Raw genomic sequence first — 25,167 nt, 5'->3', positions numbered from 1 at the left:
TGAAATAGGGCTGGGCTGCGTAATCTGCGCAGCAAACTGTAGATTTGTTTCCCGTATTCCGGCTCACTTCACTTGGTTCCGTTTTGCTGCAAGCCATAAACGTTCGTAAAAGCTACAACACGCTGGAAGTCCTAAAGGGCATCGATCTGACCATTGAAAAGGCGGAAATCGTGTCTATCGTAGGTTCCTCAGGAGCAGGCAAGAGCACGCTGCTGCACATTTTGGGTACGCTCGACAACCCCGATTCCGGCGAAATCCTCTTCGACGGCCAGTCGGTCAGCTCGCTGAAACGGTCGGAACTGGCGCGTTTTCGCAACCGCCATATCGGATTCATCTTCCAGTTTCATAACCTGCTGCCCGAATTTACGGCCCTTGAAAACGTGTGTCTGCCGGCGTACTTGGCCGGCCGCTCGGAGAAGGAAACCCGCGTGCGGGCCCGCGAATTGCTTGGGATGCTGAACCTGGAGCGCCGCGCCGACCACAAGCCCTCGGAGATGAGCGGCGGCGAGCAGCAGCGCACGGCCGTGGCCCGCGCCCTCATCAACTCCCCCGAAATTATCTTCGCCGACGAGCCTTCGGGCAACCTCGACTCGCAGAACGCCCAGGAGCTGCACCAGATCTTCTTCCTGCTGCGCAAGGAGCTGGGCCAGACCTTCGTCATCGTGACGCACAACGACCAGCTGGCGGAAATGGCCGACCGCAAGATTACGATGAAGGATGGCTACATCTGGGAAGGCTAAATCCATTCCGGCAGCACAACTCAAAAGTATACCGCTGGCGCAAGTCAGCGGTATTTTTTGTGCTTGGTAGCAACCCTCTACGCTATGCCGGAAAATGGATCCAATTAGCAGCGAGGAACCCAGGCGCGTTGCTAGGCGTTTAGAACCCAACATTCCCACTCTCTCCGAGAGTGTATTACAGTCGATTAGGTAACGCGTCCGTTATTGCCCCGGACCGTTCTGTAGAAACCCCTTGCTCCGTTACCGGAACGGAGCAAGGGGTTATTTTTTGTGTAAAACTGGGTAGAATCTGTGCCGAATATCTGGTCGGTTTTTGATGAAATGGCGCTGATGAAAGCCAAAAAGGTTAGTTGACTAACTGCTTTGGAAATAATGTTTGTAAGTGTCTGTTATTCAGTGATAAAAATTGATAAAAAATAGTCTGTTTTTTGCACCTTTGTAGGTGCTGAGGCGTTACATACTCAGAACACACAACGGTATTACAGGACATAAAAACAACAGACGCCATGACTGACGTAACCAAGACCATCAAAGAGCCGGTTCGCAAGACCAAAGTGGAGAGTTTCGACATCTCGCGCTCCGACGAGACGCTGCACTTGGCGACGGACCTGGCCAAGTTTATCAAGGAAAACAAGCTCACGACCACCGTGCAGGGCAAGGAGTTCGTGAACGTGGAAGGCTGGCAGTATGCCGGTTCGCGCCTGGGCATCGTGCCCATCGTCGACCACGTCATTAACGTGTCCACGGACCAGGAAATTAAGTATCAGGCCAAGGTGACGCTGTTCGACATGAAGTCGGGCCACACGGTGGGGGCAGGCTTCGCCATTTGCTCCAATAAGGAGCAGGGCAAGAAGTTCTACCAGGAGTTTGCCATCATGAGCATGGCCCAGACCCGGGCCATCGGCAAAGCCTACCGCAACATCCTGGCCTGGATTATTCGGGCGGCGGGTTACGAGCCTACGCCGGCCGAGGAAATGGAGTACGGCGGCAACACGCCCGCTGTAACCAGCCAGCCTGCTATGGCAGTTGTGCCTGCTGCACCGGTTGCGGAGGTTGCCGCCACTGCTGAGGCCCCAGCCGCCATGAAGGCAGTAGCTGCTGAGCCAGCTGCGCCGGCCGTAGCCTACGCTTCGGCCGCGCAGAAGGAGGAAATCATCCGCCTGCTGAACCATCCGGTGATTACTCGTCCGGAAAAGACCAAGATGTTGCTCAACATCAACCGTCTGGACGATGAGCGTGCCACGCAGGCTATTGCCAAGCTGAAGAAGGCCATTGAGGACCGTGAAAACGGCCAGGCCGCTGCCGCATAAGCTGCCAGTACATACACCGAAAGCCCGGTTCCGCTTGGAACCGGGCTTTTTTGTTGTGGCTTACATCCGGTATCCGTAGACGGGCGGGGCTTGCCCCCGCCCGTCGTTGAACGATGGATGCTCAGTTCGCGCAGGGGCGGGGCTTGCCCCGCCCCTGCGCGAAACGGTTCTGCGCTTTCGATTCCAGCCGAGTGGCGCTACCTTCGTAGTCCGCCATATTCCTCAAATCAGTTGCTGCCCGAAACCGACGATATTCTGCATGTGCTGCGCCAGACCTGGGGGCATACCCAGTTTCGGCCGCTGCAGGAAGATATTATCCGGTCGGTGCTGGTCGGGCAGGATACGCTGGCGCTGCTGCCGACGGGCGGCGGCAAAAGCATCTGCTTCCAGGTACCGGCGCTGGCCCAGCCGGGGCTGTGCGTGGTGGTGTCGCCGCTGATTGCGCTGATGAAGGACCAGGTGGAAAACCTGCGCAAGCGGGGCATCAAAGCCGAAGCTGTGTATGCGGGCATGAGCCATCAGGAAATCGACCAGACCCTAGACAACTGCGTGTATGGGCCGGTGAAATTTCTGTATGTGAGCCCCGAGCGGCTGCTGACGGACATGTTCCGGGCGCGGGTGGGCAAGATGAAAGTGAGCCTGCTGGCCATCGATGAGGCGCATTGTCTTTCGCAATGGGGCTACGACTTCCGGCCGCCGTACCTGCGGATTCAGGAGCTGCGTGAGTTGCTGCCGGGCGTGCCGTGCATTGCCCTCACGGCTACTGCCACCGAGCAGGTACGCCAGGATATCGTGGAAAAGCTGCGGTTTGGGGCCTCACACCGGGTGTTCCAGCAGAGCTTTGCCCGGCCCAATCTGTCGTATTCGGTGCTGAGCACGGAGGACAAGCTCAAGCGCATGCTGGAAGTGGTGCGCGGGGTAGGGGCCGACAAAACCAGCATCGTGTATGCCCGCACGCGCCGCCAGACCGAGGAAGCTGCCAACTACCTGCGCCAGCAGAACGTGGCCGCGGCGCCTTACCACGCGGGCCTGCCCAGCGAGCAGCGCACCCGCACCCAGCAGGACTGGATGCAGAACAAAACCCGCTGCATCGTGGCTACCAACGCCTTCGGCATGGGTATCGATAAGCCCGATGTGCGGCTGGTAGTGCACCTCGACGCGCCCGACAACCTAGAGGCCTACTATCAGGAAGCGGGCCGCGCCGGCCGCGACGAGAAATACGCCTTTGCCGTGCTGCTGCAGGGCCCCAACGATGCCGACGAGCTGCGCCGCCGTACCCAACAGGCCTATCCGCCGCTGGACACGGTGCGACGCGTGTATCAGGCGCTGGCTAATTTCTCGCGCACGGCCGTGGGTGGTGGCGAGCTAGTGGCATTCGACTTCGACATTCAGCAGTTTGCGGAAACCTACCGCATCAAGGCGCTGGATGCGCACAACAGCCTGCGCACGTTGGAGCGCGAAGGGTTTGTGCAGTTGAATGAAGCCGTCAACAACCCGGCCCGCGTGCACATCCCCATCGACCACACCGACTTGTACCGGTTTCAGGTGGCCAACCAGCAGCAAGACCAGTTGATTAAGAGCCTGCTGCGCTTCAATGGCGGGGAACTGTTTGCGGGCTTCCAGCGGATTTCGGAAAACAGTCTGGCCCAGCACCTGCGCCTGAGCGTGGTGGATGTGCGCAAGATGCTGGTGTTTCTGCACCGCTCCGGCATCATTCAGTACCAGCCCAAGCACGAGTCGCCGCAGGCCCTGTTCACGACTCCGCGCTTCGACGCCGACAAGCTGCCGCTGGACCAGAAACGCCTGAACCAGGCCCGCGAGCTGGCACGCCACAAAACCGAGTCCGTGATTCGCTACGCCGGCGGGGGGCGCTGCCGCCAGCAGCTGTTGCTGGAATATTTTGGGGAGCTGGACGCGCCTGCCTGCCAGGTCTGCGACTTTTGCCTCGCCAAGAAAAAGGCCAAGCAGGAAACAGCGCCGGCTCCCGAGCTGCGGGAGCAGCTGGTGGCTTTGGTAAAAGCCAGCCCGCAGACGCCGCGCGAAATTCTGACCCAGTTTGCGCCGGGGCAGGCTACTACTATCACGCAGCTGCTGCGGGAACTGGTGGAGCTAGGGGAACTGCGCTACGCAACGGATGGGCGGCTGGGGTAGCTACAGTATGCCCGATAACGGTTTTTCTGCTCTGTAGCCTATTCTCTGAATTTTTAAAATAAGCTACAGGTGTTTGTAGCTTATTTTAAAAATTCAGAGAATAGGCTACAGAACTTTTGCCAACGAAAAGCCGCCCCGGCTGCTCCTGTCTCAGGCGCGGCCGGGGCGGCTTGGTTTGGAGCCCGATTGAGGCTACTTCTTCAGCAGTTTTAGCAGCTCCTCAGCGGCTGGTTCCGACGAAGCGGGGTTCTGGCCGGTAATCAGGTTGCCGGCTTTCACGACGTACGGGGCCCAGTCGGCACCTTTGGAATAGGTGCCGCCGTTCTGCTTCAGCATGTCTTCCACCAGGAAAGGCACCACATTGGTGAGCTGCACGGCTTCCTCCTCGGTGTTGGTGAAGCCCGCTACCGACTTGCCTTTTACCAGCGGCTCGCCGTTAGCAGCTTTCACGTGGCGCAGCACGCCGGGCGCGTGGCAGACGGCTGCTACGGGCTTGCCGGCAGCGTACATCGTTTCAATCAGCTCAATCGACTTCTTGTCTTCGGCCAAATCCCAGAGTGGGCCGTGGCCGCCGGGGTAGAATACAGCGTCGTAGTCAGCGGCCGAAACCGAGTCCAGCTTCACGGTGCTGGCCAGGGCTTGCTGCGCATCGGGGTCCTGCTTGAACCGCTTGGTGGCCTCCGTCTGGGCGTCCGGGTCGTCGCTTTTGGGGTCGAGGGGCGGCTGGCCGCCGGCTGGGGAAGCTAGTGTGAGCGTAGCGCCGGCATCTTTGAACACGTAGTAAGGTGCGGCAAATTCTTCGAGCCAGAAACCGGTTTTTTTGCCTGTGTCGCCGAGCTGGTCGTGCGAGGTCAGAACCATCAATATCTTCATGGCAGTAGGGGTAAGAGTGAAACTAAAACAAACGGCTAAGCCACTTTTACAAGGGCTTTACCGGTATTCTCGCCTTTAAACAGACCCAGGAAAGCGGCTGGAATCTGGTCGAATCCTTCCGTCACGGTTTCTTCCGTCCGTAGCTTGCCTTCCTGGTACCATTGGGTCAGCTGCTTTACGCCTTCGGGCCACTGCGGCAGGTAGTCGCCCACAATAAAGCCCTGCAGCTTGGCACTGGTCTTGAGCAGCTTGCCTTCCGGGCGCGGGCCAACGGGTACTTCAGCGTCATTGTAGCTGGAAATCTGGCCGCAAAGTGCAATGCGGGCGTGCTTGTTGAGCAGGTCGTACACGGCATCCGTGATGGCGCCGCCCACGTTGTCGAAGTAGCAGTCTACGCCGTTTGGGGCGGCCGCAGCTAAAGCAGCCGGAATGTCGGCGGTTTTGTAGTTGATGGTCTCATCGAAGCCCAGCTCTTTGAGGTAAGCTACTTTCTCATCGGAACCAGCCGTACCAATCACGCGGGCTCCTTTTATTTTGGCCAACTGGCCCACAATCATGCCCACAGCCCCGGCCGCGCCAGACACGACTACGGTTTCGCCGGGCTTCGGCTGGCAGATATCCAACAGCCCAAAATAGGCCGTGAGGCCGGGCATACCCAGCAGACCCAGAAAATAGCTGACCGGCGCCGGACCCGTTGGGATGCGCTGCAGGCCTTTGCCATCGGAGAGGCTGTACTGCTGCCAGGGCAGGTTGCCAACCACCACGCTACCCACCGGGAGCTGCTCCAGCTGGCTTTCCACTACCTCTGCCACCACGCCACCCGCAATAGGTTGGCCTACCTCGAAGGGCGCCACATACGACTTGCCGGCGTTCATACGGCCCCGCATGTATGGGTCCACAGAAACGTACAGCGTCTTCAATAGCACCTGGCCCGCTGCCACGGATGGCACCATGCTGGTCTCGAAGCGGAAATTATCGGCAGTAGGAGTACCGCTGGGGCGGCTGGCGAGCAGAATAGTTTGGTTTTGCATAGCGGGGAAGAACTGAGAAAAGAAAACTGCCATCCTGAGCTGAGCCGCCAAACAGTTCAGCGTGCCCGGCGGGTAGAGGTGCCATCCGAGCGGAGAATGGCTACCGTGTGGCTCAGGATGGCAGCCTGTAAAAAGCTACTAGCAGCCTAAGCGGCTTCCGTTGTAGTCGTGAGGTTCACTTCGATGTTGCCGCGGGTGGCGCGTGAGTAGGGGCAGATGCCGTGAGCCGCCTGCACCAGTTCTTCGGCCTTCTGCTGCTCCACACCAGGAATATTGATGTGCAGGTCGGCCGAAATGCCGTAGCCACCGTCTTCGGCCTGGCCGAAACCAATCAGGGCTTCCACTGTCACCCCGTTCAGCTTCACCTGCGCCTGGCGGGCTGCTACGCCCAGCGCGCCTTCGAAGCAGGAAGCGTAGGCGGCTGCAAACAACTGCTCGGGGTTAGTAGAGTTCGGCTTGCCGGGGCCACCCATTTCGCGCGGCGTGCTCAAGGCAAGGTTGAGCACCTCGTCTTTGGACGTAATCTGGCCGTCGCGGCCACCTTTGGCTTTCGCCTGTGCAGTGAAGATTTTTTCGATTTTCATCGGAAGTAGGAAAAGAAAAAGTAAAACGGCCTAAGCCAGGTGAGTTAACAGATGACGCAGTTGTTGGCGCAATGCCTCAAACTCCGTCGGTGACATGTCGAGCTGAGCAAAAACCTGCTCCGGCACCTTGCAGGCTCTTTCCTGCAATGCCCGGCCGGCCGGTAATAGCCCAATGATGACGGACCGCTCGTCGCGCGGGTCGCGGCGCCTGCTGATCCAGTGTTTCTGTTCCAGGCGCTTGAGCAGCGGCGTGAGCGTGCCGGAGTCCAGCAGCAGCTTGTCGCCCAGCTCCTTTACCGTTAGCTCCTGGTGTTCCCACAGCAGCAGAAACACGAGGTACTGCGGGTAAGTCAGGTCCAGCTCCTGCAAAAGTGGCTGGTAGGCCTTCGTGACCATGCGGGAGAGTGCATACAGCGGAAAGCACAGTTGGTTGTCCAGCTGTTGCAGGGGATTGGGGGCGGTATGGGGCGTGTCGTTGCTCATGCAGTTCGGGTATAGAACGGATAAGGTTGTGTAATGTTTAATTGTGTGCAATTAATTTTTTAGGCCTGATTCCATACAGTCTGTGCAAAGGGCATAAAAAAGGCTGCCTCCTGGGTGGAAGGCAGCCTTTTAGACAGGAAAACGGATGATTAGCTCTGCTGATACGCCTGAAAGCCGCCTACCAGGTTCCGCACGTGTGTGAAGCCCTGCTGGCTCAGGAAGGCTTTGGCAGTAGACGAACGTCCGCCGCCCTTGCAGTGCACGATTATCTCCTGGTCCTTTAAGTCCTCCAGATCCTCGAGCTTCTGGGGAAGCGTGCCGAGCGGAATATTCTGGCTACCCTCAATGCGGCCTTCCTCATTTTCCCAAGGTTCGCGCACGTCAATGATGGTTGGTGTCTCGCCAGCGGCCTGGCGTTGCTTTAGCTCGGCAGGGGTGATGTCGGGCATAAAATGAGAAAAAAGGGTGGTAGAAGGATGTGGAAGGAAGAGCAAAGGTGGGAAAAACTGCGCAGAAGTGCCGCTAATCCGCGCAGTTTTCGGGTGCTATTTAGTCAGTATCAGGCGCTTCGTAACCGTCAGGCCATCCGGCAAGGCAAGCTGAACCAGATACAGACCGGCCGGCAACTCCCGCAGATCCAGCGCCGGCTGGCCCTGCTGCGCGGCCGGCTGCTGCCAGGCTACCCTACCTAATGCATCCAGCACCAGCGCCCGGCTATAGCGCCCCTGCACCTGTACTTGTCCATCCGAACTGGGGTTTGGATAGAGAGCATACCCAGCCGCCACGGCTGCTGGCGCTACAGCCAGCACATTGTTGGTCATCACGGGCCGCAACATGAGGGCATAGCCGTCATAAAGAGGCGGAGTGGCGGGCGAAACAGTAGACTTAGGCTCCCAGAAACCCCGGGTAAACTGCCACATGGCATCGGCTGGCGGCACAGTATTCATGTCAACATTGATATTGAGCGCCGTGCTGATGACCCCATGGCCGTACCCGGCATAAAACACGCCGCTCACCGCCACCGGACTAGGAAGAGCTACTTCCAGAAAAGTCTGCCCGGCCGGCAAAGAGTCAGGCAGCTGGATGCTCTGCGTGGACTTGGGCAGGCGGGTGGGAGCGTTGCTGTTCGCCGGATCCGCGTCCCAGACATTTACGGTTATCGTGCGGTTGGCCGCACTCGGGAACGAGGGCGAAATACGGATGCTACGTACTTGGTCGGGCTTATTCAACTCGAAGCGCAAGGCATAATAGTTGGTGGCCAAACCCGGTTGCGGTACGCTCACGGTAGCTTCGGCCGTGCCATCGTCAAAGGCGTAATAGTCATTCAGCTCCGTCAGCCGAATGATGTTGTCGTTGGGTAGCGTAAGCGGGTTGACGCCGCCTTCACCGGTGTTTAGCTGGATGCGGTGCCGAATCGTTTTGGGGTCGGCCGTAACCGGGATGGGGCTGGTGCGCAGGTCGCCTTCTATGCGCGCCTGGTATTGCGGGCTACTCAGCGTGAAAGCCGGGGTGGTGGTGAATGCCGCCACCGGCCCACTCGGCAGCACTTCCAGCGTGCCTATCCACTGGCCGGGAACCGGAATATTGGTGGTCGAGAGGTTGTTGATGGTGGTGTACGTGGCCGGATTGAGCATGCTGGCCGGATTGGCTGCCGCGTTGTACTGCCACACCGGCATGGCCGAGCCCCGGGCCAGCAGGCTGCTCAGCGGCTTGCTGGTCGCCACATCCTGATACACCGAATCAGCCGTGGTCTGCACCGGAGCCAGCTTCACATAGTCGACGCTCCAGGAGTCATCGTTGCTGGCCAGACTGCCTTTGGTGCGAAACCGGAACTGGAAATTGGCGTGCAGAAAACGCGTCTGGTCAATGGCTACAAACTTGCGCCGGAATGCTTCGCGCGTGCCATTGCTGAGCCGGGTCCAGACGGGCACCCAGTTGCCGGAGGCGTCCCGGAATTCCAGCTGCAACGACCGGGTGCGGGAACTGCTGCTCTGCTCCGGAGCCCGCAGTACGTTGCCGGCCTGCCAGTAAAATCCCAGGTACAGCTTGCTGGCGGCTGTGCTGGCGCTCAGGTCGATGGCCTGCGAGGTGAGCGTATCAATGTCGCTGTAGCCGCTGCCATACGGGCGGCCATCGGCCTTCAGCCCATCGAAGGTGGCGGTGCCGCGGGTGGGCGGTGCTACCGCAAACCGGTTGCTGACCAGTACGCCGCCCCCATTCTGCCACAACTGAACATTGGGCCGCCCATCCAGAGGGGTCGTGAAGTCATCGAAAAAGGGCAGGGCCAGCGCCTGACTGCGCTGGGCCGTGGCCCGCGGGCGGAATGCGCCCGGCGAAGTGCGGCCGGGGTCGGAGGTGAGCGGCCCCAGCTGCGCCAGGCCAGCCAGCGGCAGCAAACTCAGAAATGATAAAACAGAGAGGCGTAAAGGTTTCGGACACATCATCGGGACTAAGTTAGGATACCTGCGTCAAACGTGCCGGCAGCAGAGAAAATTTCAGGCGTCGCGGGAAAAAACACCATCCCGTATACTGCCTTTCAGCCAGAAGCCCTTACCAAAGCAGTTGCAGTGCAACTGCCCTAGTAAGGGCTTCTGATAAGGTAGAGTGTGGACTTAGTTAACGCTCTTCACCGGCTCGTCGCCCGCCACCCAGATATCAACCAGCTGGCCCATGCGGATAGTGGCGCCGGGCGTAGCCACGGGGCGCTGCTTCACCACCGTGCCATCGGTTTCGCCGTCCTGAGCCGGCTGGTAGAATACTTCGCCCAGTTGCAGGCCCTGGCCTACCAGCAGCGTAGTCGCTTCATCGGCGGGCATGTTGATGAGGTTAGGCACCGGGAATTCCTGGTTGCCGAGGCCGTCGCCTACTTCCAGGTCGACTTTAGTGCCTTTGGCAATGGCCGCGCCGGGTGCAATGTCCTTACCGCCTACCAGCTGCCGCAGCACGGCGTTCTGCTGAATATTGGGCACCAGCTTAATCTGGCCCACCACCAAGTCGTAGCTGCTCAGAATCATCTGGGCGTTTTTCACCGAGCCATCGGTCAGCTTGGGCATCTTGATGACGGGTGGGTTTTTCATGGCCACCGTAATGTAGATTTTCCGGTCTTCCTTCACCTTCTCACCGGGGGCGGGGTCCTGGTTGAGCACCGTGAAGGGCCGCGTGCCGGGATTGTAGGAGCTGTCATCGACGTAGAAACGCAGGTTCCGCTCGTCAAGGTAGTCTTCCAGGTCGGCCTGGTTCATGCCCGTGATTTTGGGCACCACAATGGTTTCGCCGTGGTTGGTAGTGAGGGGCAGATACACGAAAAAGAACCCGAACACCAGTACTGCCGTGGCCACGCCAATCACCAGCAGGTGTTTTACAAGGTCAAGCGGCGTATCAGATTTGAGAAAGGACATCTTACGAATAGAAGTGAGCAAGCGGAAGAGAGAGGGGCAAATAACGCTAAGGCCAGCAGTTTAGCTTTTCAAGGCCAGCTTTTCGCTTCTCTTCTTCCCAAAATCCAGAATCTGGTCGATGAACTGATAGGGCGTGTAGCCGGCCAGCGCCGTCTGGTGGAAGATGCAGGTGGCGGGCGTCATGCCGGGCAGCGAGTTCACCTCAATAATGAGCACCTCCACGGCGCCGTTGTCGCGCACCCGCACAAACGCGTCGATGCGGGCATAGCCCTGGATGTCGAGCACTTCGGCCACGCGCTTCAGCTCGGCTTTCACTTCCTCCGAAATGCGCTGGCGCTCCTGCGGCTCCGGGGCGTAGCGGGCAGGCGTGATGTTCTGGCCTTCGCCAGCCAGAAACTTCTCCTCCAGGCTCAGTACCTCACCTGTTGCCAAAGCTTCGGAAGCCTCAAACACCTCAATCTGCAGCTCGCCATTGGGCCCGAAATGCGTGAGCAGGCCGCCCGTTACTTCCAGGAAATGCGCCGCCCCGTCGCGCGAAATCAGGGTTTCCACCAGGAAGGCATCCTTCTGCGGAAATTCCTCTTTGAAGCCTAGATTAAGCGTGGTAGCATCCTCGGGCATCAGGTCTTCCTGGTCGCGGAAGATGAGGCGGGTGAAGGCCTGCAGCTCGGCGCGGGTCTTAATTTTCTTCACCGCCGAAGAGCAGCCGTCGTCGGCGGGCTTGGCAATGAAGGGGTAGGGGAACTGCGTTTCGAGGCTGCGGTAGAAGCCTTCGGCATCGGCCTGCCACTCCAGGCGGCTGGCCATGCGGTGCTCGGCCACGCGCAGCCCGGCTTCGCGCAGGCGGCGGTTCGTTTCAAACTTGTTTATGGTAACGGAGCTGGAATCGGCGCCCGAGCCGTTGTAGGGAAGCCCGAACTTTTCCAGCTCACGCTGTAGCGCGCCATCCTCGCCGGGGCGGCCGTGCAGCGCAATAAATACCTCATCTACCATGTCGGCCAACTCCTCGAACGAAACACGGCGCGGCTGCGCCGTGGCCTGGCCAGCGTAGGTGCTGGTGATGGCCTCAGCCTCGCGGCGGATGCGGGCCAGCACCGGGTGCAGCTCGTGGCCGGCCTCGGCGTATTCTATTTTCTCCCGGATGTCGTCGGCGTTGTCCTTCAGCATCACGTTGATGGGCAGCACATACAGGCGGAATTCTTGGCTGTTGCCGGCCAGAAACACGGGCACCGGCTCGTACTTGACGCTGGAGCTGAGCTTCTCGTAGATGTTGCGGCCGCTTTCCACCGAAATGTGCCGCTCCGACGAGTAACCGCCCATAATTACGGCTACTTTGGTGCGGGTGCGCTCCTCGTGGGCCCGCGAAGCCACGGCTGCATCAAGGCGGGCGAGCAGGCCAGCCAGCCGCACCGGCTGCATGCCGCCGCGCCGCCGCGCTGCCACCGACGTGCGAATCAGGAACGTGAGGAACTGCGACGGATTGAGCCCGATTTCGGCGGCTTGGTGGAAGAAGAACGAAGCCGGCAGCATGCCCGACGTGGTGTTCGGGTCGTTGAGGAATAGCTGCCCGTCCTGAGCCAGAAAGCCGTCGAGGCGGGCGTATACCTGGAAGCCAAACGTGGTGAACATTTCCTCGCAGGCCTCCCGGATGCGCTGGATTTCGGCTTCGGGCAGGTCGATGGGGGTGATTTTGCGCGACAGACCGGGCAGGTATTTCGAGCGGTAGTCGAACATCTCCTCACCCTTCACAATCTCCGTGGGGGGCAGCGCCAGCGGCTTGCCGCTCGGGTCTTCCACCACAATGCACGAAAACTCGCGGCCGTGCACGAAGCTCTCTACCAACACCTGCGACTCACCATCCACGTTGGTCAGGCGCACCGCCTCAGCAGTTTCGAGCCGCTCACTAACTGTAGTGAGCAGCGTTTCGGGATGATAGATAATGGTCGGCTCGTCGTCGAGCACCACCGGCAGCCCGATACCGTCGCGGATATCGGTGAGGTGTTGCACCCAGGCCAGCTTGTCACGCTCCGAAAGGCGCTGCCAGTCGGCACGGGTCACGGTTTTGCGGAACAGGCTGCGGTCAATGGCCGCCTGAAACTTGGTCACGTCGGCTTCGCGCAGGATGCTGATGCCGATGCTGCTGCCCTGGCGCGGCGCCTTGAATACCAGCGGCAAACCCAGTTCCCGTACGAGGTAGTCGAGGGTAGCCTGCGGGTCGGCGGCGTCCCACTCTTCGGCCGTCACGACGCGGAAAGCGGGCGTGGGGCGGCCCAGTGCGTGCAGCAGTTTTTTCTGCGCAATCTTATCGATGCCAAACGCCGAAGGCAGGATGCCGGAGCCCGAGTACGGAATACCGTACCACTCCAGCAGCCCTTGAATGGCGCCATCTTCGCCGGCCGGACCGTGCAAAGCCAGGAAAGCGAAATCCATCAGCTCACGCAGCTCGTGGGGCTGCACGCGGCGGCCTACTTCGCTGATAATCTGGTCCTGCTCGGCCTGTGTCAGCTCGCCCAGGCTTTCCAGGTACACCTGCAGCTTGTGCTCGGAAGCGGGCAGCGCCGAAACCGGCGGGTAGAAGTCCCGGATGGTGCCTTTGTAGATGTAGTGCCAATCGAGCAGAATGAAGTTGCCGCGACTGTCCACAAACACCGGCACGGCCTCAAACAGGGCCTTGTCGAGGTTGTCGTATACGGTGCGGCCGCCCGCGAAGCTGATTTCCCGCTCACGCGACGGGCCGCCGAAGAAGATGCCAATTTTCATAGGTAGCGCAAAGATAGGTAATGAGGGGATGGAGTGATGGGGTAAATGGTGACACGTGACAGGTAAGAGGTGACAGGTAAGGTGGAAGAACGTCATTCCGAGCTTGCCGAGGAATCTCGCGTGCGTAGCTACCACACTAGCGAGATTCCTCGGCTGCGGCTACGCCTTCGCTCGGAATGACGTTCTTCATTTCACCATTCACTCCATCACTCCATCCCCTCATTACCTATCTTCGCCCATCCTCAACCCAATCCTTATTCCATGCAAACCCTCGACCAGTACAACTTTGCCGGTAAGCGCGCTGTGGTGCGTGTTGACTTCAACGTGCCGCTCGACAAAAGCTTCGCCATCACCGACGATACCCGCATCCGCTCGGCTACTCCTACTATCAAGAAGATTCTGGCCGATGGCGGCTCGGTAGTGCTGCTCTCGCACCTGGGCCGGCCCAAAGGCGGCCCCGAGGATAAGTATTCGCTCCGGCACATTGTGGCCCGTCTTGGCCAAGAGTATGGCCAGGAAGTGCAGTTTGCCGATGACGTGCTGAAGGCACAGGAGCAGGCTAAGGCGCTGCAGCCCGGCCAGATTCTGCTGGTGGAAAACGTGCGCTTCTATGGCGAGGAAGAGAAAGGCGATGCCGCATTTGCCGAAAAGCTGGCTCCGCTCGGCGACGTGTACGTGAATGATGCCTTCGGGGCCGCGCACCGCAAGCACGCCTCCACGGCCGTCATGGCCAGCCACTTTGCTCCCCAGGACCGCGTGGCCGGCTACCTGCTGCAAAGCGAGTTGGACAACGCTAAAAAGGTGCTGGAACATGCCGAGCGGCCCTTCACGGCCATCATGGGCGGCGCCAAAATCTCCGACAAAATCATGCTGATTGAAAAGCTGCTCGATAAGGTGGACAACCTGCTGATTGGGGGCGGCATGGCCTACACGTTTGCCAAAGCGCAAGGCGGCCACATCGGCAGCTCGCTGCTGGAAGCCGACAAAATGGACTTGGCCCTGAGCCTGATGGAGAAGGCCAAAGCCAAAGGTGTGAATTTGGTACTGCCCACCGACAGCCTCATTGCCGACAAATTCGCCAACGACGCCCAGACGAAAGTGGCCTCGAACAGCGAAATTCCCGACGGCTGGATGGGCCTCGACCTGGGCCCGGAGTCCAGCAAGGCGTTTGCTGAAGTGGTGCGCCAGTCGAAAACCATTCTCTGGAACGGCCCGATGGGCGTGTTTGAGATGCCCACCTTCGCCAAAGGCACCGAGGCCGTAGCGCAGGCCATTGCCGACGCCACGGCGGCCGGCGCGTTCAGCCTCATCGGCGGCGGCGACTCGGCGGCGGCAGTCAACCAGCTGGGCTTCACCGATAAAGTGAGCTACATCAGCACCGGCGGCGGCGCGCTACTGGAGTATATGGAGGGCAAAGAACTGCCCGGCGTAGCAGCATTGGAAGGCCGCTAAATAGTACCCCGCAACCACAGAAAAGCCCGGCAGATGCAGCATCTGCCGGGCTTTTCTGTGGTTGCGGGGTACTGCTGATTTCCTGGTGAGGCTACAGGTTAATTTACGTAAGGCATTTCCAAGTCCTGACCCATGCTACGCAGGTTTTCGGTGGAGAGGCGTCCGGTAAGGCGGGTGGTGCTGGCGCGGGTTTCGGCATCGGTCAGCACTTCCAGCGTGTGCAGCCAGTTCAGGCGGCTCAGCTGCATTTCAATAGGCCCCAGCGGATTAATCTGCCCGTACTCGCGGCGGAGGTAGCTTTTGGTACGGCGCTCCAAGCTTTCCGCGAAGCCATGCAACGTGTCCCGTTCAGTGGTGCGGTCGGCCAGAATGACGCTGGAACGAGCCGTCAGGAGCGCAAACTCGCGCCACTGGTACTGCCAGCCATACCAGATATAGGCCCCCAGGCTACCGCCCAGGCCCAGAAACCACAACCAGAAATCAACGACAAACGTGGCGTCCTCGTGGTGGTCGAGTGAGTAAGTGAACAGCCACCAGCACGCAATGGCCAGCAGACTCAGCAGCTTTTTATGGGGCACCGTGTTGCGGCGCTCTACCCGCACCGGCAGAATTTCTTCGTAGGGCAGCTCTACTTCCAGCACCGCCCGGCCCGAGGCCTGACGCTGGCAGATATAGAAGCCGTGCTGGCGCAGAGCCAGCTGGGTGCTGCCGGCCCACAGCCGGCGTTGTTCAAGTTGCATCAAATTATACAGGGTGTTTCGGCTCACGCCGCTACATAAATCTGAAAGGGCTGGGCGTGAAGCACAGCACAAAAATAGCCAGCATTAGCCAGCCCAGAACCTTGCGTCGGGTTGAAATCGGGGATTCATCGGGCGCAGCCGGATGGAAGATGCCCATTACGCGGCTCAAGATCAGTCCGAATACCAGCCAGCCCGGGTTGCCGAAAATTCCCGGCCAGGCCACGGTGCAGGCCAGCTGAGCTGCCCATATCCCCAGGCTAAGAAATAGCGCCCGGCGTGGCGTTGGCACTGCCCGCCGAAGTACCAGAAACAGGTAAGCAAAGTAGGGCAGGCCCCAATAGAGCCACTGCTGCTTGTCGCTTTGCAATGAAAACAGTCCCAGGCCCGCATAAAAAATAAAGGCCACAAACAGCCCCGCCGACAGCCGATTGAAGCGCCGCGCCCCCAGCAGCCCGTACAGAATATGCCCACCATCGAGCTGGCCGATGGGCAGCAGGTTGAGGGCCGTGAAAAACAGCGCCAGCGCCCCGGCCATCAACACCGGATAGTGCATGAGCTCGTTGGGGTGGGGCAGGCGGGTTGGGTCAGCAAACAGATACTCAAGGCCCTGGTAAAGCAGCGGCTGCGCCAGCGCCATGCCCTGCCCGTCGCGGTACACATACTGAGCGTAATCGGCTCCGTATTGGCGGTAGTCAGGGTGAACCTGGAAAAGGTAATCGAGCGGCGGCAGGTGCGTGAAGCCGTAAACCAGCACGGGCACGGCTACCAGGAACCCGGCCAGCGGCCCTGCCAGCCCAATATCGAAGAACTCCCGCCGCGAGAATATGCGGTCCTTGATGCGGATGACGGCCCCGAACGTGCCGATGGTATTGAAGTAGCCCGTGAAAAACGGAATGAAGAACGGCAGAGTAGCCCGCACGCCGTTGTGCCGGGCCGTGAAATAGTGCCCGAACTCGTGCACGGCCAGCACCCCCAGAAACGGCAGCGAAAACCACAACCCCTGCTGCACTTCAGCCGCCGCCAGCCCCGGCGCACCAAACGTGAATTTTCCCGTCATCCACTCGGCGCCTGCCAGCGTGGTAGTCGCCAGCGTGATGAGAAACAGACCCAGGTGCAATAGGTAGCGGCGCCAGCGCGGCGGCTCCGGTTTCTCGTAGCGGGTGAAAGCGGCCTCCAAGTCTTCGGCAGGGGAAAGCGGCGGAGCCGGCGCGTCAGGAAAGGGGAGGAGCGGCGGAGTATTCTCGGTCGGGAAAGGCACGGAGGGCAGCGGGCAGAGCGTCGGTGAGGGTAAGCGGCGGGGCCAGAAACAAGGTGTGCAGGCCCAGTCGGCGCGCAGTTTCTATATGTTGAAAACTGTCCTCAATGAAAAGAGTTTCCTCGGCTTTCCAGTTCATCTCGCGTAAGGCATGCCGGAAAATCTCCTCGCCGGGCTTGCGCAGGCCCACCTGCTGCGAGTAGAAAACCCGGTCCAGGCAGTCGGCAATGCCCTGCTCGAACCCATATTGCCGGTGCAGCACGCGGTTTATTTCCTCGATATGAATCTGGTTGGTATTGGAGAGCAACGCGGTTTCGTGGCCCTGGGCGCGCAGTTCGGCAATAAGCGCCAGCCGCTCGGCGGGTACGTCCAGCAGCAGAGCGTTCCAGGCCGCATCCAGCTGCTCATCGGTGGCATCCAGCTCATACGTGGTCCGCAGGCCTTCCCGAAACTCCTGCGGCGTCAGGCGGCCGGTTTCCATCAGGTCAAACAGCTCCGACTGGGCAGCCTGCGTAAACTCGATGGTGCTGCCGTGCCGGTGCAGGCGGCGCATGGCGTCCAGCGTGTGCTGGTAGTCGATATTGATGATGACACCGCCGAAGTCGAACAGCAGATTGGGAAGTTTCCGGGACATAGGGGAAGAAAATAGCGCCATGGCGGAGTGGCAGCGCAAGCAAGGCCGGTACGCAACCAGCACCTCATTTCACGATTTAGCTCCCTGCCAATTGCAAATACGGCCACAAACTTCGAAGTTTGCAGCGTCGAAATCAATGGCTGCGGCACTTGGTTTGGCACCGGGCCTATAGCTCAATCGGTTAGAGCAGCTGACTCATAATCAGCAGGTCACTGGTTCGATTCCAGTTGGGCCCACTCTTGAAACCCGCTTTACACCTGTGTAGAGCGGGTTTTCTGTTCTCTGCCAACGGCAGGTAGCCGTGGCGGCATAGGCTGATTTGCGGGAAAACCAGATTGAAATAGCTGGAGCCGTTCTATATTTGCCCCACGCTTACGGTGATGGATTTCCACCGCGAACCGCCAGAGCTTTCCGCTTTGTGCTGATGATTCCTACTGAGCGGCTGGCCCCGAAGGCTGGCCGGGTAGATTTTCACGTGGTTCGTATATGCTGCTCTCTTCTTTCTTCCGCCAGTTGCCTGCTCGCCTGCGCAGCCTCGAAACAACAACTACTGCGGTTTTTCTGGTGCGCTGGCTGCTGATCAGCGTGCTGATTGGCGTGCTGGCCGGTTCCGCTTCGGCCTTCTTCCTGATAGCCCTCGACTGGGCGACGGACTGGCGCGAACAGCAGCCCTGGGTGCTGGCGCTGCTGCCCGTGGCCGGTCTGGGAATCGGGTTGGCTTACCACTATTTCGGCAAGCAGGCGGTGCGCGGCAACAACCTGCTTCTGGAGGAAATTCATACCCCGCGCACCCTGATTCCGCTGCGGCTGGTGCCGCTGGTGCTGGGCGGCACGCTGGCTACGCACCTGTTCGGCGGCTCCGCTGGCCGCGAAGGCACGGCCGTGCAGATGGGTGGTGCCCTGGCCGACCAGCTCACCCGCCTGCTGCGGCTGCGCCCCCGCGACCGGCGGCTGTTGCTGATTGCGGGCATGAGTGCAGGGTTTGCTTCCGTATTTGGGACGCCGCTGGCCGGGGCTGTGTTCGGGCTGGAAGTGTTTCTGCTGGGGGCCATCCGCTACGACGCGGTGCTGCCCGCCTTCTTGGCCGCCATCAGTGCCGACCTCGTGACGCGGGCCTGGGGAGTAGGGCACACGCAGTATCCGCAGCTGGCCGCTTTCCCGATTACGCCGCTGGGGCTGGGCTGCACATTGCTGGCCGGCGCCTTGTTTGGGCTGGTGGCGCGCAGCTTTGCGGCGCTTACCCATTGGTTCAGTCGGCAATTTGGGCGCATTGCGTATGCGCCGCTGCGGCCAGTGGTAGGCGGAGTGCTATTGGTGGGCATCGTGTGGGCGTCGGGTACCACGCGCTATATAGGCCTGGGCATCCCCGTCATCGTGGAGGCATTCCAGGGGCCGCTGGGGCCGTCGGATTTCGCCTGGAAACTCTTTCTGACGGCCCTTACGCTGGGGTGCGGGTTCAAGGGAGGCGAAGTGACGCCGCTCTTCTTTATTGGCGCGGCCCTGGGGTCGGCGTTGGCGGTGGTGCTGCCGCTGCCGGTGGCGCTGCTGGCGGCCATGGGGTTTGTGGCCGTATTTGCGGGCGCCGCCAACACGCCGCTGGCCTGCCTGCTGATGGGGCTGGAGCTGTTCGGGGTGCAGGGCGCGGTATATCTGGCTGTAGCCTGCGTGGTGGCCTACCTGTTTTCCGGCCATCGGGGTATCTATGGGGCCCAGGTCATTGGGCAGGCCAAGCACCTGCGCTACGGCCGGCAGCAGGGCAAACGGCTGAACGAGCTGTAGATTCTGCCGAGCCAGCGCCCCACAGGCGCGCTCATCTGAGTGCCAACGCGTAGCTTAGTGGGAGCAAGGCAACACGGAAGTACATTGCCTTGCCAGAACCTGCCGGGCCTTAAAAACAAGCCGGACGCTACCCCCGGCGGCAGTTTATTCATTTTACCACGTGGCATGGCCAAGGGAAATAAGCGCATCTCCATTTCCGATTTAGCAGAGCAGCTGGGCCTGTCCATCTCCACTATTTCGCGGGCGCTCAACAATGCTTCCGATGTGAGTGAAGCCACCCGGCAGCAGGTATGGGCCCTGGCCGAAAAGCTGAACTACCGCCCCAACACCCTGGCTGCCGCGTTGCGCAAAGGCCGCAGCAACATGCTGGGCGTGATTGTGCCGCACATCAACGGGGCGTTTTTTCCGGCGGTGGTGCACGGCATCGAGGAAGTGGCCAGCAAGGCCGGTTTCAGCGTCATGATCTGCCAGTCGAACGAAGACGAGGCCCAGGAGAAAAAGCACGTTGAGGCGCTGCTGAACGCACAGGTAGACGGCGTGCTGGTTTCCATGTCGAACACCACGCGCGACCTGAGCCACTTCGAAAAAGTGCGCCACCAGGCTACGCCGCTCGTGTTTTTCGACCGAATGCCCGCCCTGCAAAACGCCTGCGGCGTGGTAGTTGACGATTACCGGGGCGCTTACCAGGTGATGGAGCATCTGATTCAGCAGGGCTGCCGCCGGATTGCGCATCTGGCCGGCCCGCAAATCCTCAACACCACCTTCGACCGGCACCGCGCCTACCACGATGCGCTGCTGGCCCACAACCTGCCCTACGATGCGCAGCTGGTCGTGCCGCTGGCGGGCTCCGGCACGGCCGCTGGCGCGGCCGCCATGCAGCAGCTATTGGCCCGTACGCCGCGCCCGGATGCCGTGTTTTCGGCCTACGATTTTGCGGCGGCCGGTGCGCTGCAGGTGCTGGAGGAGCATGGCTTGCGCGTGCCGCAGGATATGGCGCTGGTCGGCTTCAGCAACGAGCCTTTCACCACGATGATTAAGCCCCAGCTGACCTCCGTGGATCAGCGGGGGCAGCTGATGGGGGAAGTGGCGGTGCAGCTGTTTCTCCAGGTGCTGAAGCGGACGGAATACTTCACCAGCCAGCGCATTGTGCTCAAGCCCACGCTCATTGTGCGCAGCTCTTCGTTGCGAAAATAAGCCGCGGCCAGCTTCTCGTCATAAGCGTATTAAAAAGCCAGCGGCCCGGTCTGGCTCCGGATAGGAGCACAGACCGGGCCGCCGCTTGGGGGGGCTTGCTGCTTACCAGTAGATAGTGTAGAGCGCCGTGAGGATGGTAACAATGACCATTGCGCCGATGGTAAAGCTGCGCTGGGGCCGGAACATACTGCTGTCTACTTCCAGACCGTTGGTTTTTACGCCACGGTTGGTTTCAAATACGCTGATAATCACCATGGTAGCCACGCAGATAAGGAAGACGAAACCCATCCGGTCGAGGAAGGGAATTTCGTAGATGCCCGCTGCATTCGGCACCGCAAAACCCATTGGAGCCAGCCACGACAGGTCCATGATATTGGGCAGGAATTTCAACAGCACTGACAGCAGGAAGCCGCCGATGGTGGCAAACAGCGCCGCCGTGGACGTGGTACGCTTCCAGAAGAAGCCCAGAATGAACATGGCAAAAATGCCCGGCGACACGAAGCCGGTATACTCCTGAATGTACTGGAAGCCGCCTTTCTTGTCGATGCCGAGGTGCGGTGCAATGAGCACGCCCAGTAGCATGGCCACTACCACGGCAATCTTGCCGACGGCTACCATTTTCTTCTCGGAAGCATCCACGTTGAGGACTTTCTTGTAGATGTCGAGGGTGAAGATGGTGGCAATGGAGTTGGCTTTGCCGGCCAGCGAGGCCACCACAGCCGCCGTCAGGGCGGCGAAGGAAAGGCCTTTCAGCCCGGTGGGCAGAATGTTGAGCAGCACCGGATAGGCCCGGTCCGGGTTGACTTCGCCGCCCTGCATGAACTCAGCCGCCCCAAATACGTCCTGCTTGTAGAGTACGTAGGCCGCAATACCGGGCAGCACCACAATCACCGGCATGAGCAGCTTCAGGAAGGCGGCAAACAGGATACCGGCCCGGGCCGTGGGCAGGTCGGCGCCGAGGGCCCGCTGCGTGATGTACTGGTTGCAGCCCCAGTAGTTCAGGTTCACAATCCACATGCCGCCGAGCAGTACCGTGAGGCCCGGCAGGTCGATATAGTTGGGGTTGTCGCGCTTGAAAATCATCTGGAAATGGTCGCCGGCCTGTTCCGTCATCAGGTTGAAGCCGTTCAGCACGCCGGTCTGGCCGTAATGCTCCGCTACCATATTGAGGGCCAGATAGGTGGTAGCCAGCCCGCCCAGAATCAGGAAAAACACCTGAATCACGTCGGTGAAGCCGATAACCTTCATGCCGCCCAGTGTGATGATGATGGCAAACGCCGCCAGCGCATACATACAAAACTCCAGGTTCAGGCCCGAAATGCTGCTCACGGCAATGGCCCCGAGGTAGAGAATAGACGTCAGGTTGACGACTACGTACAGCATCAGCCAGAAAATGGCCATAATCATGGCCACGGTGCCGTTATAGCGCTGATGCAGAAACTGCGGCATCGTGAAGATCTTGTTCTTCAGGTACACCGGAATGAAAAACACAGCCACAATGATGAGCGTTAGGGCCGCCATCCATTCGTAGGTGGCAATGGCCAGGCCCATCTTGAAGCCAGAGCCCGACATGCCCACAAACTGCTCGGCGGAAATGTTGGACGCAATGAGCGAGGAGCCGATGGCCCACCAGGTCAGGGAGCCTTCGGCCAGGAAGTAGTCTTTCGAGTCGCCCTCGGCGGTACCATCGTGGCCGGTTTTGCGGCGGTAGATCCAGATGCCGTAGCCGGCAACAATCAGAAAATAGACGAAGAAAACGATGTAGTCGAGCGAGGAAAGCTGGTGCTGCATAGCGGACAGGCAGGAATGAACAGACACAAACAGGGCGAGGCTGCAGCCTCGCCCTGATGCATGGAAAGCGCCTAAATATAGCGGTTAATCAGGTTCTCCAGATACTCCTGCCGGCCGCTGCGTACTTCCGGCTCGCCGTTTTGGGCCGCATAGTCGCGCAGCTGCTCCAGCGTCAGCTGGCCCTGTTCGAAGGCCTGGCCCTCACCCGAGTCGAAGGAGGCGTAGCGCTCCTGCCGCATGCGGCGGTAGTCGGACTTCTGCAGAATATTATCGGCAGTGATAAGTGCGCGGGCGAAGATGTCCATGCCGCCCACGTGCGCATGGAACAGGTCTACAGGGTCAGTGGAGTTGCGGCGGATTTTGGCGTCGAAGTTGATGCCGCCACCCTGCAGCCCGCCGGCTTCGAGCAGCACGAGCATGGACTCGGTCAGCTCATAGATGTCGTTCGGGAACTGGTCGGTGTCCCAGCCGTTCTGGTAGTCGCCGCGGTTGGCGTCGATGCTGCCTAGCATACCAGCATCGGCAGCCACCTGCAGCTCGTGTTGGAAGGTGTGCCCGGCCAGCGTGGCGTGGTTTACCTCCAGATTCAGTTTGAAGTCATTCAGCAGGTCGTACTGGCGCAGAAACCCGATGACGGTGGCCGCGTCGTAGTCATACTGGTGCTTGGTGGGCTCCATGGGCTTGGGTTCGATAAAGAACGTTCCCTTGAAGCCGTTGCGGCGGGCGTAGTCTTTGGCCGTGTGCAGGAATTTAGCAAAGTGCTCCTGCTCGCGCTGCATGTTGGTATTGAGCAGCGTCATGTAGCCTTCGCGGCCGCCCCAGAACACGTAGTTCTCGCCGCCTAGCTCGATGGTAGCATCCAGAGCCGCCTTCACCTGGGCCGCACCGTGGGCCAGCACGTGGAAATCGGGGTTGGTGGCGGCGCCGTTCATGTAGCGGCAGTGCGAGAAGAGGTTGGCCGTGCCCCACAGCAGTTTGAGGCCGGTTTCCTGCTGTTTCTGCTTGGCATACTGCACCATGGTCTGCAGCCGCCGCTCGTTTCCGGCAATGTCGTTGCCATAGTCCACCACATCCACGTCGTGGAAGCAGTAGTAGGGCAGGCTGAGCTTGGTCAGAAACTCGAAGGCGGTGTCCATCTTGGCTTTGGCGCGCGCAATCGGGTCGGAGTGCGTGTCCCAGGGGAAGAGGTGGGTGGCTTCGCCGAAAGGGTCGGCGCCGGAGCCGTTGAACGAGTGCCAGTAGGCCCCGGCGAAGCGCAGCCACTCTTTCATGGGCTTGCCCGCCACTACGCGCTTTTCGTCGTACCAGCGGAAGGCCAGCGGGTTGTCGGATTCCAGCCCTTCAAACTGAATTTGCGGGATAGAGGAAAACAGGGAGTTTTTTTCAAGCACGGAATTCATGGTACGAAGAAGTTGGAAGATGGAAACGGAACGGGACCCGGCTAGCGGACAACGGAATCGGGGAGGAGGGCCGGGGCGGCCGGCTGCTGCAGGTGGCGCATCAGCAGCTCTTTCCACTGCTGATACACGCCTTCGTACACGGCCGAAGTCGCGTCGTCGGGCTGGATGGTGCGCAACGGCTGCATGTGGCGGAAGGCTTCGGCAGGGGTAGCGTAGATGCCCGCCCCAATGCCGGCCCCCAGCGCCGCGCCCACGCTGCCGTCGGTCTGGTGCAGTTCCACGGCCAGTCCGGTGCTGTTCACAAAGGCCTGCGTGAAAACGTCGCTCAGAAACATGTTGGTGTGGCCGGCTTTCACCACGGTCGGGTGGAGGCCGCCCTCACGCATCAAATCCAAGCCGTAGCGGAACGCGAAGGCCACGCCTTCCTGCGCGGCCCGCAGCATGTGGGCCGCACTGTGCTGGTTGAAGTCGAGGCCGTGGAAATGCGCGCCTACGGGCTGGTTAGCCAGCATCCGCTCCACACCGTTGCCGAAGGGCAGGCACAGCAGGCCCTCGGAGCCGGGCGCAACGGCAGCGGCCCGCTCATTGGATTCCGGATACGTCAGTCCCGGGGCTACCGTCTGCTTGGCCCAGCGGTTCAGGCTGCCCGTGCCGTTGATGCAGAGCAGCACGCCCAGTCGTTGCTGCTCCCGCGTGTGGTTGACGTGCGCAAACGGATTCACGCGCGACTGCGCATCCACAAACAGCTGGTCCGTCACGGCGTAAATCACGCCCGACGTGCCGGCCGTGGCGGCTACTTCGCCCGGCTGCAGCACGTTCAAGGATAGAGCATTGTTGGGCTGGTCGCCGGCTTTATAGGTTACCGGAATGCCGGTTCGTAGGCCTAGCTCCTCGGCCACGATTTCGCGCACGTTGCCGTGCGGCGCAAACACGTCGTGCACCGGCGGAATCAGGCTTTTATCGAAGCCGAAGAAGCTGAATACCTCCTTGGACAGCGCATGGCGCTCAAAATCCCAGAAAATACCTTCCGACAGCGCCGAAATGCTGGTTGTGGACTCACCCGTGAGCTGCAGCGCCAGAAAGTCGCCGGGCAGCATGATTTTGTCGATGCGGGCGTAGGTCTCGGGCTCGTGCTCCTTCACCCAGGCCAATTTGGCCGCCGTGAAATTGCCGGGCGAGTTGAGCAGGTGACTCTGGCAATACTCGGCCCCAATAGTGTGCAGAGCCGCCTCACCGTAGGGCACGGCCCGGCTGTCGCACCAGATAATGGCGTCGCGCAGCGGGTGCTGGTTCTGGTCTACTACCACCAAACCATGCATCTGGTAGGCAATGCCGATGGCGCTGATGTCCTGCGGATTGTAGCGCTGCGTGGCGTGGGCATTGAGGATGGCCTGCCGGGCATCGAGCCACCACTGGCGCGGGTCCTGCTCAGCCCAGCCCGGCTGCCGCGCCAGAATCTCGCGCTCCGCCTCGGGGTAGCTCACCGACACCAGACACTGCCGGGTTTGCGCATCCACTACCGATACTTTAACGGACGAAGTACCGAGGTCTATTCCGAGGAGAAGCATGAGTATCGGTTGTTGGTTGATGGA

Annotated in this window: 20 protein-coding genes, 1 tRNA gene and 1 riboswitch; of the genes, 7 read left to right on the top strand and 14 right to left on the bottom strand. The window is 60.2% G+C overall.

From position 1 onward, the window contains the following. Positions 1 to 83 precede the first annotated feature (83 nt). From IC231_RS09915 to IC231_RS09905, 3 genes are all read left to right on the top strand, one after another. Entirely contained in the window at positions 84 to 740 is a 657-nt protein-coding gene (locus IC231_RS09915; protein WP_190784364.1) for an ABC transporter ATP-binding protein, read from the top strand. 506 nt (positions 741 to 1,246) lie between these two features. After that, complete coding sequence (locus IC231_RS09910; RefSeq protein WP_190784363.1) at positions 1,247 to 2,050, top strand: hypothetical protein; 804 nt, start codon at positions 1,247 to 1,249, stop codon at positions 2,048 to 2,050. 231 nt (positions 2,051 to 2,281) lie between these two features. Continuing rightward, positions 2,282 to 4,201 (top strand): RecQ family ATP-dependent DNA helicase, encoded by a 1,920-nt coding sequence (locus tag IC231_RS09905; RefSeq protein ID WP_211538982.1) that lies wholly within the window; start codon positions 2,282 to 2,284, stop codon positions 4,199 to 4,201. Positions 4,202 to 4,393: 192 nt separating this feature from the next. Here IC231_RS09905 and IC231_RS09900 read toward each other — a convergent pair whose 3' ends face one another. From IC231_RS09900 to IC231_RS09865, 8 genes are all read right to left on the bottom strand, one after another. Continuing rightward, entirely contained in the window at positions 4,394 to 5,074 is a 681-nt protein-coding gene (locus IC231_RS09900; RefSeq protein ID WP_190784361.1) for a type 1 glutamine amidotransferase domain-containing protein, read from the bottom strand. Between the two features lie 35 nt (positions 5,075 to 5,109). Continuing rightward, complete coding sequence (locus tag IC231_RS09895; protein WP_190784360.1) at positions 5,110 to 6,105, bottom strand: NADP-dependent oxidoreductase; 996 nt, start codon at positions 6,103 to 6,105, stop codon at positions 5,110 to 5,112. Between the two features lie 146 nt (positions 6,106 to 6,251). Continuing rightward, a complete protein-coding gene (locus tag IC231_RS09890; protein ID WP_190784359.1) occupies positions 6,252 to 6,689 on the bottom strand; it encodes an organic hydroperoxide resistance protein in 438 nt (145 codons plus the stop codon). Between the two features lie 30 nt (positions 6,690 to 6,719). Next, entirely contained in the window at positions 6,720 to 7,172 is a 453-nt protein-coding gene (locus IC231_RS09885) for a MarR family winged helix-turn-helix transcriptional regulator (protein ID WP_190784358.1), read from the bottom strand. Between the two features lie 149 nt (positions 7,173 to 7,321). Continuing rightward, positions 7,322 to 7,621 (bottom strand): rhodanese-like domain-containing protein, encoded by a 300-nt coding sequence (locus tag IC231_RS09880; RefSeq protein WP_190784357.1) that lies wholly within the window; start codon positions 7,619 to 7,621, stop codon positions 7,322 to 7,324. Positions 7,622 to 7,717: 96 nt separating this feature from the next. Continuing rightward, positions 7,718 to 9,568, bottom strand: a complete 1,851-nt coding sequence (locus IC231_RS09875) for a T9SS type A sorting domain-containing protein (protein WP_190784356.1) — start codon at positions 9,566 to 9,568, stop codon at positions 7,718 to 7,720. Between the two features lie 216 nt (positions 9,569 to 9,784). After that, on the bottom strand, positions 9,785 to 10,570 hold the full coding sequence (locus IC231_RS09870; protein WP_185890041.1) for a PASTA domain-containing protein: 786 nt from the start codon (positions 10,568 to 10,570) through the stop codon (positions 9,785 to 9,787). Between the two features lie 60 nt (positions 10,571 to 10,630). Beyond that, positions 10,631 to 13,330 (bottom strand): D-alanine--D-alanine ligase family protein, encoded by a 2,700-nt coding sequence (locus IC231_RS09865; protein WP_190784355.1) that lies wholly within the window; start codon positions 13,328 to 13,330, stop codon positions 10,631 to 10,633. A gap of 261 nt (positions 13,331 to 13,591) precedes the next feature. Here IC231_RS09865 and IC231_RS09860 point away from each other — a divergent pair, with 261 nt between their 5' ends. Next, positions 13,592 to 14,782 carry a phosphoglycerate kinase gene (locus IC231_RS09860; protein ID WP_190784354.1) on the top strand — a complete coding sequence of 397 codons (1,191 nt, stop codon included), beginning with the start codon at positions 13,592 to 13,594 and terminating at the stop codon, positions 14,780 to 14,782. A 98-nt stretch (positions 14,783 to 14,880) separates the two neighbouring features. Here IC231_RS09860 and IC231_RS09855 read toward each other — a convergent pair whose 3' ends face one another. The 3 genes from IC231_RS09855 to IC231_RS09845 are packed head-to-tail and all read right to left on the bottom strand — an operon-like array spanning position 14,881 to position 17,411. After that, positions 14,881 to 15,522 (bottom strand): hypothetical protein, encoded by a 642-nt coding sequence (locus tag IC231_RS09855; protein WP_190784353.1) that lies wholly within the window; start codon positions 15,520 to 15,522, stop codon positions 14,881 to 14,883. A gap of 31 nt (positions 15,523 to 15,553) precedes the next feature. Further along, on the bottom strand, positions 15,554 to 16,780 hold the full coding sequence (locus IC231_RS09850) for a site-2 protease family protein (RefSeq protein ID WP_211538980.1): 1,227 nt from the start codon (positions 16,778 to 16,780) through the stop codon (positions 15,554 to 15,556). Beyond that, complete coding sequence (locus tag IC231_RS09845; RefSeq protein WP_190784352.1) at positions 16,734 to 17,411, bottom strand: HAD family hydrolase; 678 nt, start codon at positions 17,409 to 17,411, stop codon at positions 16,734 to 16,736. Before IC231_RS09845 ends, IC231_RS09850 begins: the two co-directional genes overlap by 47 nt. A gap of 162 nt (positions 17,412 to 17,573) precedes the next feature. On the opposite strand from IC231_RS09845, the gene IC231_RS09840 reads away from it, so the two are divergent. From IC231_RS09840 to IC231_RS09830, 3 genes are all read left to right on the top strand, one after another. Next, positions 17,574 to 17,647, top strand: a tRNA-Ile gene (locus IC231_RS09840). Positions 17,648 to 17,778: 131 nt separating this feature from the next. Beyond that, positions 17,779 to 17,852: riboswitch (Fluoride riboswitch) on the top strand. A gap of 45 nt (positions 17,853 to 17,897) precedes the next feature. After that, entirely contained in the window at positions 17,898 to 19,190 is a 1,293-nt protein-coding gene (locus IC231_RS09835) for a voltage-gated chloride channel family protein (protein ID WP_190784351.1), read from the top strand. A 165-nt stretch (positions 19,191 to 19,355) separates the two neighbouring features. Next, on the top strand, positions 19,356 to 20,384 hold the full coding sequence (locus IC231_RS09830; RefSeq protein WP_190784350.1) for a LacI family DNA-binding transcriptional regulator: 1,029 nt from the start codon (positions 19,356 to 19,358) through the stop codon (positions 20,382 to 20,384). A 102-nt stretch (positions 20,385 to 20,486) separates the two neighbouring features. On the opposite strand, the gene IC231_RS09825 is transcribed toward IC231_RS09830, so the two are convergent. From IC231_RS09825 to IC231_RS09815, 3 genes are all read right to left on the bottom strand, one after another. After that, on the bottom strand, positions 20,487 to 22,175 hold the full coding sequence (locus IC231_RS09825; protein ID WP_190784349.1) for a sodium/sugar symporter: 1,689 nt from the start codon (positions 22,173 to 22,175) through the stop codon (positions 20,487 to 20,489). A gap of 71 nt (positions 22,176 to 22,246) precedes the next feature. Next, positions 22,247 to 23,575, bottom strand: a complete 1,329-nt coding sequence (gene xylA / locus IC231_RS09820) for a xylose isomerase (RefSeq protein ID WP_190784348.1) — start codon at positions 23,573 to 23,575, stop codon at positions 22,247 to 22,249. 41 nt (positions 23,576 to 23,616) lie between these two features. Beyond that, positions 23,617 to 25,143 carry a xylulokinase gene (locus IC231_RS09815; RefSeq protein WP_190784347.1) on the bottom strand — a complete coding sequence of 509 codons (1,527 nt, stop codon included), beginning with the start codon at positions 25,141 to 25,143 and terminating at the stop codon, positions 23,617 to 23,619. Positions 25,144 to 25,167 lie beyond the last annotated feature (24 nt).

The organism is Hymenobacter duratus, from assembly GCF_014698995.1.
Taxonomy (GTDB): domain Bacteria; phylum Bacteroidota; class Bacteroidia; order Cytophagales; family Hymenobacteraceae; genus Hymenobacter; species Hymenobacter duratus.
This window is presented reverse-complemented; position numbering and strand designations above follow the sequence as displayed.

Bases quoted from the DNA above. Each gene is read 5' to 3' on its own strand.
- IC231_RS09910 (WP_190784363.1), top strand. From the start codon at position 1,247: ATGACTGACGTAACCAAGACCATCAAAGAGCCGGTTCGCAAGACCAAA.
- IC231_RS09900 (WP_190784361.1), bottom strand. From the start codon at position 5,074: ATGAAGATATTGATGGTTCTGACCTCGCACGACCAGCTCGGCGACACA.
- IC231_RS09895 (WP_190784360.1), bottom strand. From the start codon at position 6,105: ATGCAAAACCAAACTATTCTGCTCGCCAGCCGCCCCAGCGGTACTCCT.
- IC231_RS09890 (WP_190784359.1), bottom strand. From the start codon at position 6,689: ATGAAAATCGAAAAAATCTTCACTGCACAGGCGAAAGCCAAAGGTGGC.
- IC231_RS09885 (WP_190784358.1), bottom strand. From the start codon at position 7,172: ATGAGCAACGACACGCCCCATACCGCCCCCAATCCCCTGCAACAGCTG.
- IC231_RS09880 (WP_190784357.1), bottom strand. From the start codon at position 7,621: ATGCCCGACATCACCCCTGCCGAGCTAAAGCAACGCCAGGCCGCTGGC.
- IC231_RS09870 (WP_185890041.1), bottom strand. From the start codon at position 10,570: ATGTCCTTTCTCAAATCTGATACGCCGCTTGACCTTGTAAAACACCTG.
- IC231_RS09865 (WP_190784355.1), bottom strand. From the start codon at position 13,330: ATGAAAATTGGCATCTTCTTCGGCGGCCCGTCGCGTGAGCGGGAAATC.
- IC231_RS09860 (WP_190784354.1), top strand. From the start codon at position 13,592: ATGCAAACCCTCGACCAGTACAACTTTGCCGGTAAGCGCGCTGTGGTG.
- IC231_RS09855 (WP_190784353.1), bottom strand. From the start codon at position 15,522: ATGCAACTTGAACAACGCCGGCTGTGGGCCGGCAGCACCCAGCTGGCT.
- IC231_RS09845 (WP_190784352.1), bottom strand. From the start codon at position 17,411: ATGTCCCGGAAACTTCCCAATCTGCTGTTCGACTTCGGCGGTGTCATC.
- IC231_RS09835 (WP_190784351.1), top strand. From the start codon at position 17,898: ATGCTGCTCTCTTCTTTCTTCCGCCAGTTGCCTGCTCGCCTGCGCAGC.
- IC231_RS09830 (WP_190784350.1), top strand. From the start codon at position 19,356: ATGGCCAAGGGAAATAAGCGCATCTCCATTTCCGATTTAGCAGAGCAG.
- IC231_RS09825 (WP_190784349.1), bottom strand. From the start codon at position 22,175: ATGCAGCACCAGCTTTCCTCGCTCGACTACATCGTTTTCTTCGTCTAT.
- xylA (WP_190784348.1), bottom strand. From the start codon at position 23,575: ATGAATTCCGTGCTTGAAAAAAACTCCCTGTTTTCCTCTATCCCGCAA.
- IC231_RS09815 (WP_190784347.1), bottom strand. From the start codon at position 25,143: ATGCTTCTCCTCGGAATAGACCTCGGTACTTCGTCCGTTAAAGTATCG.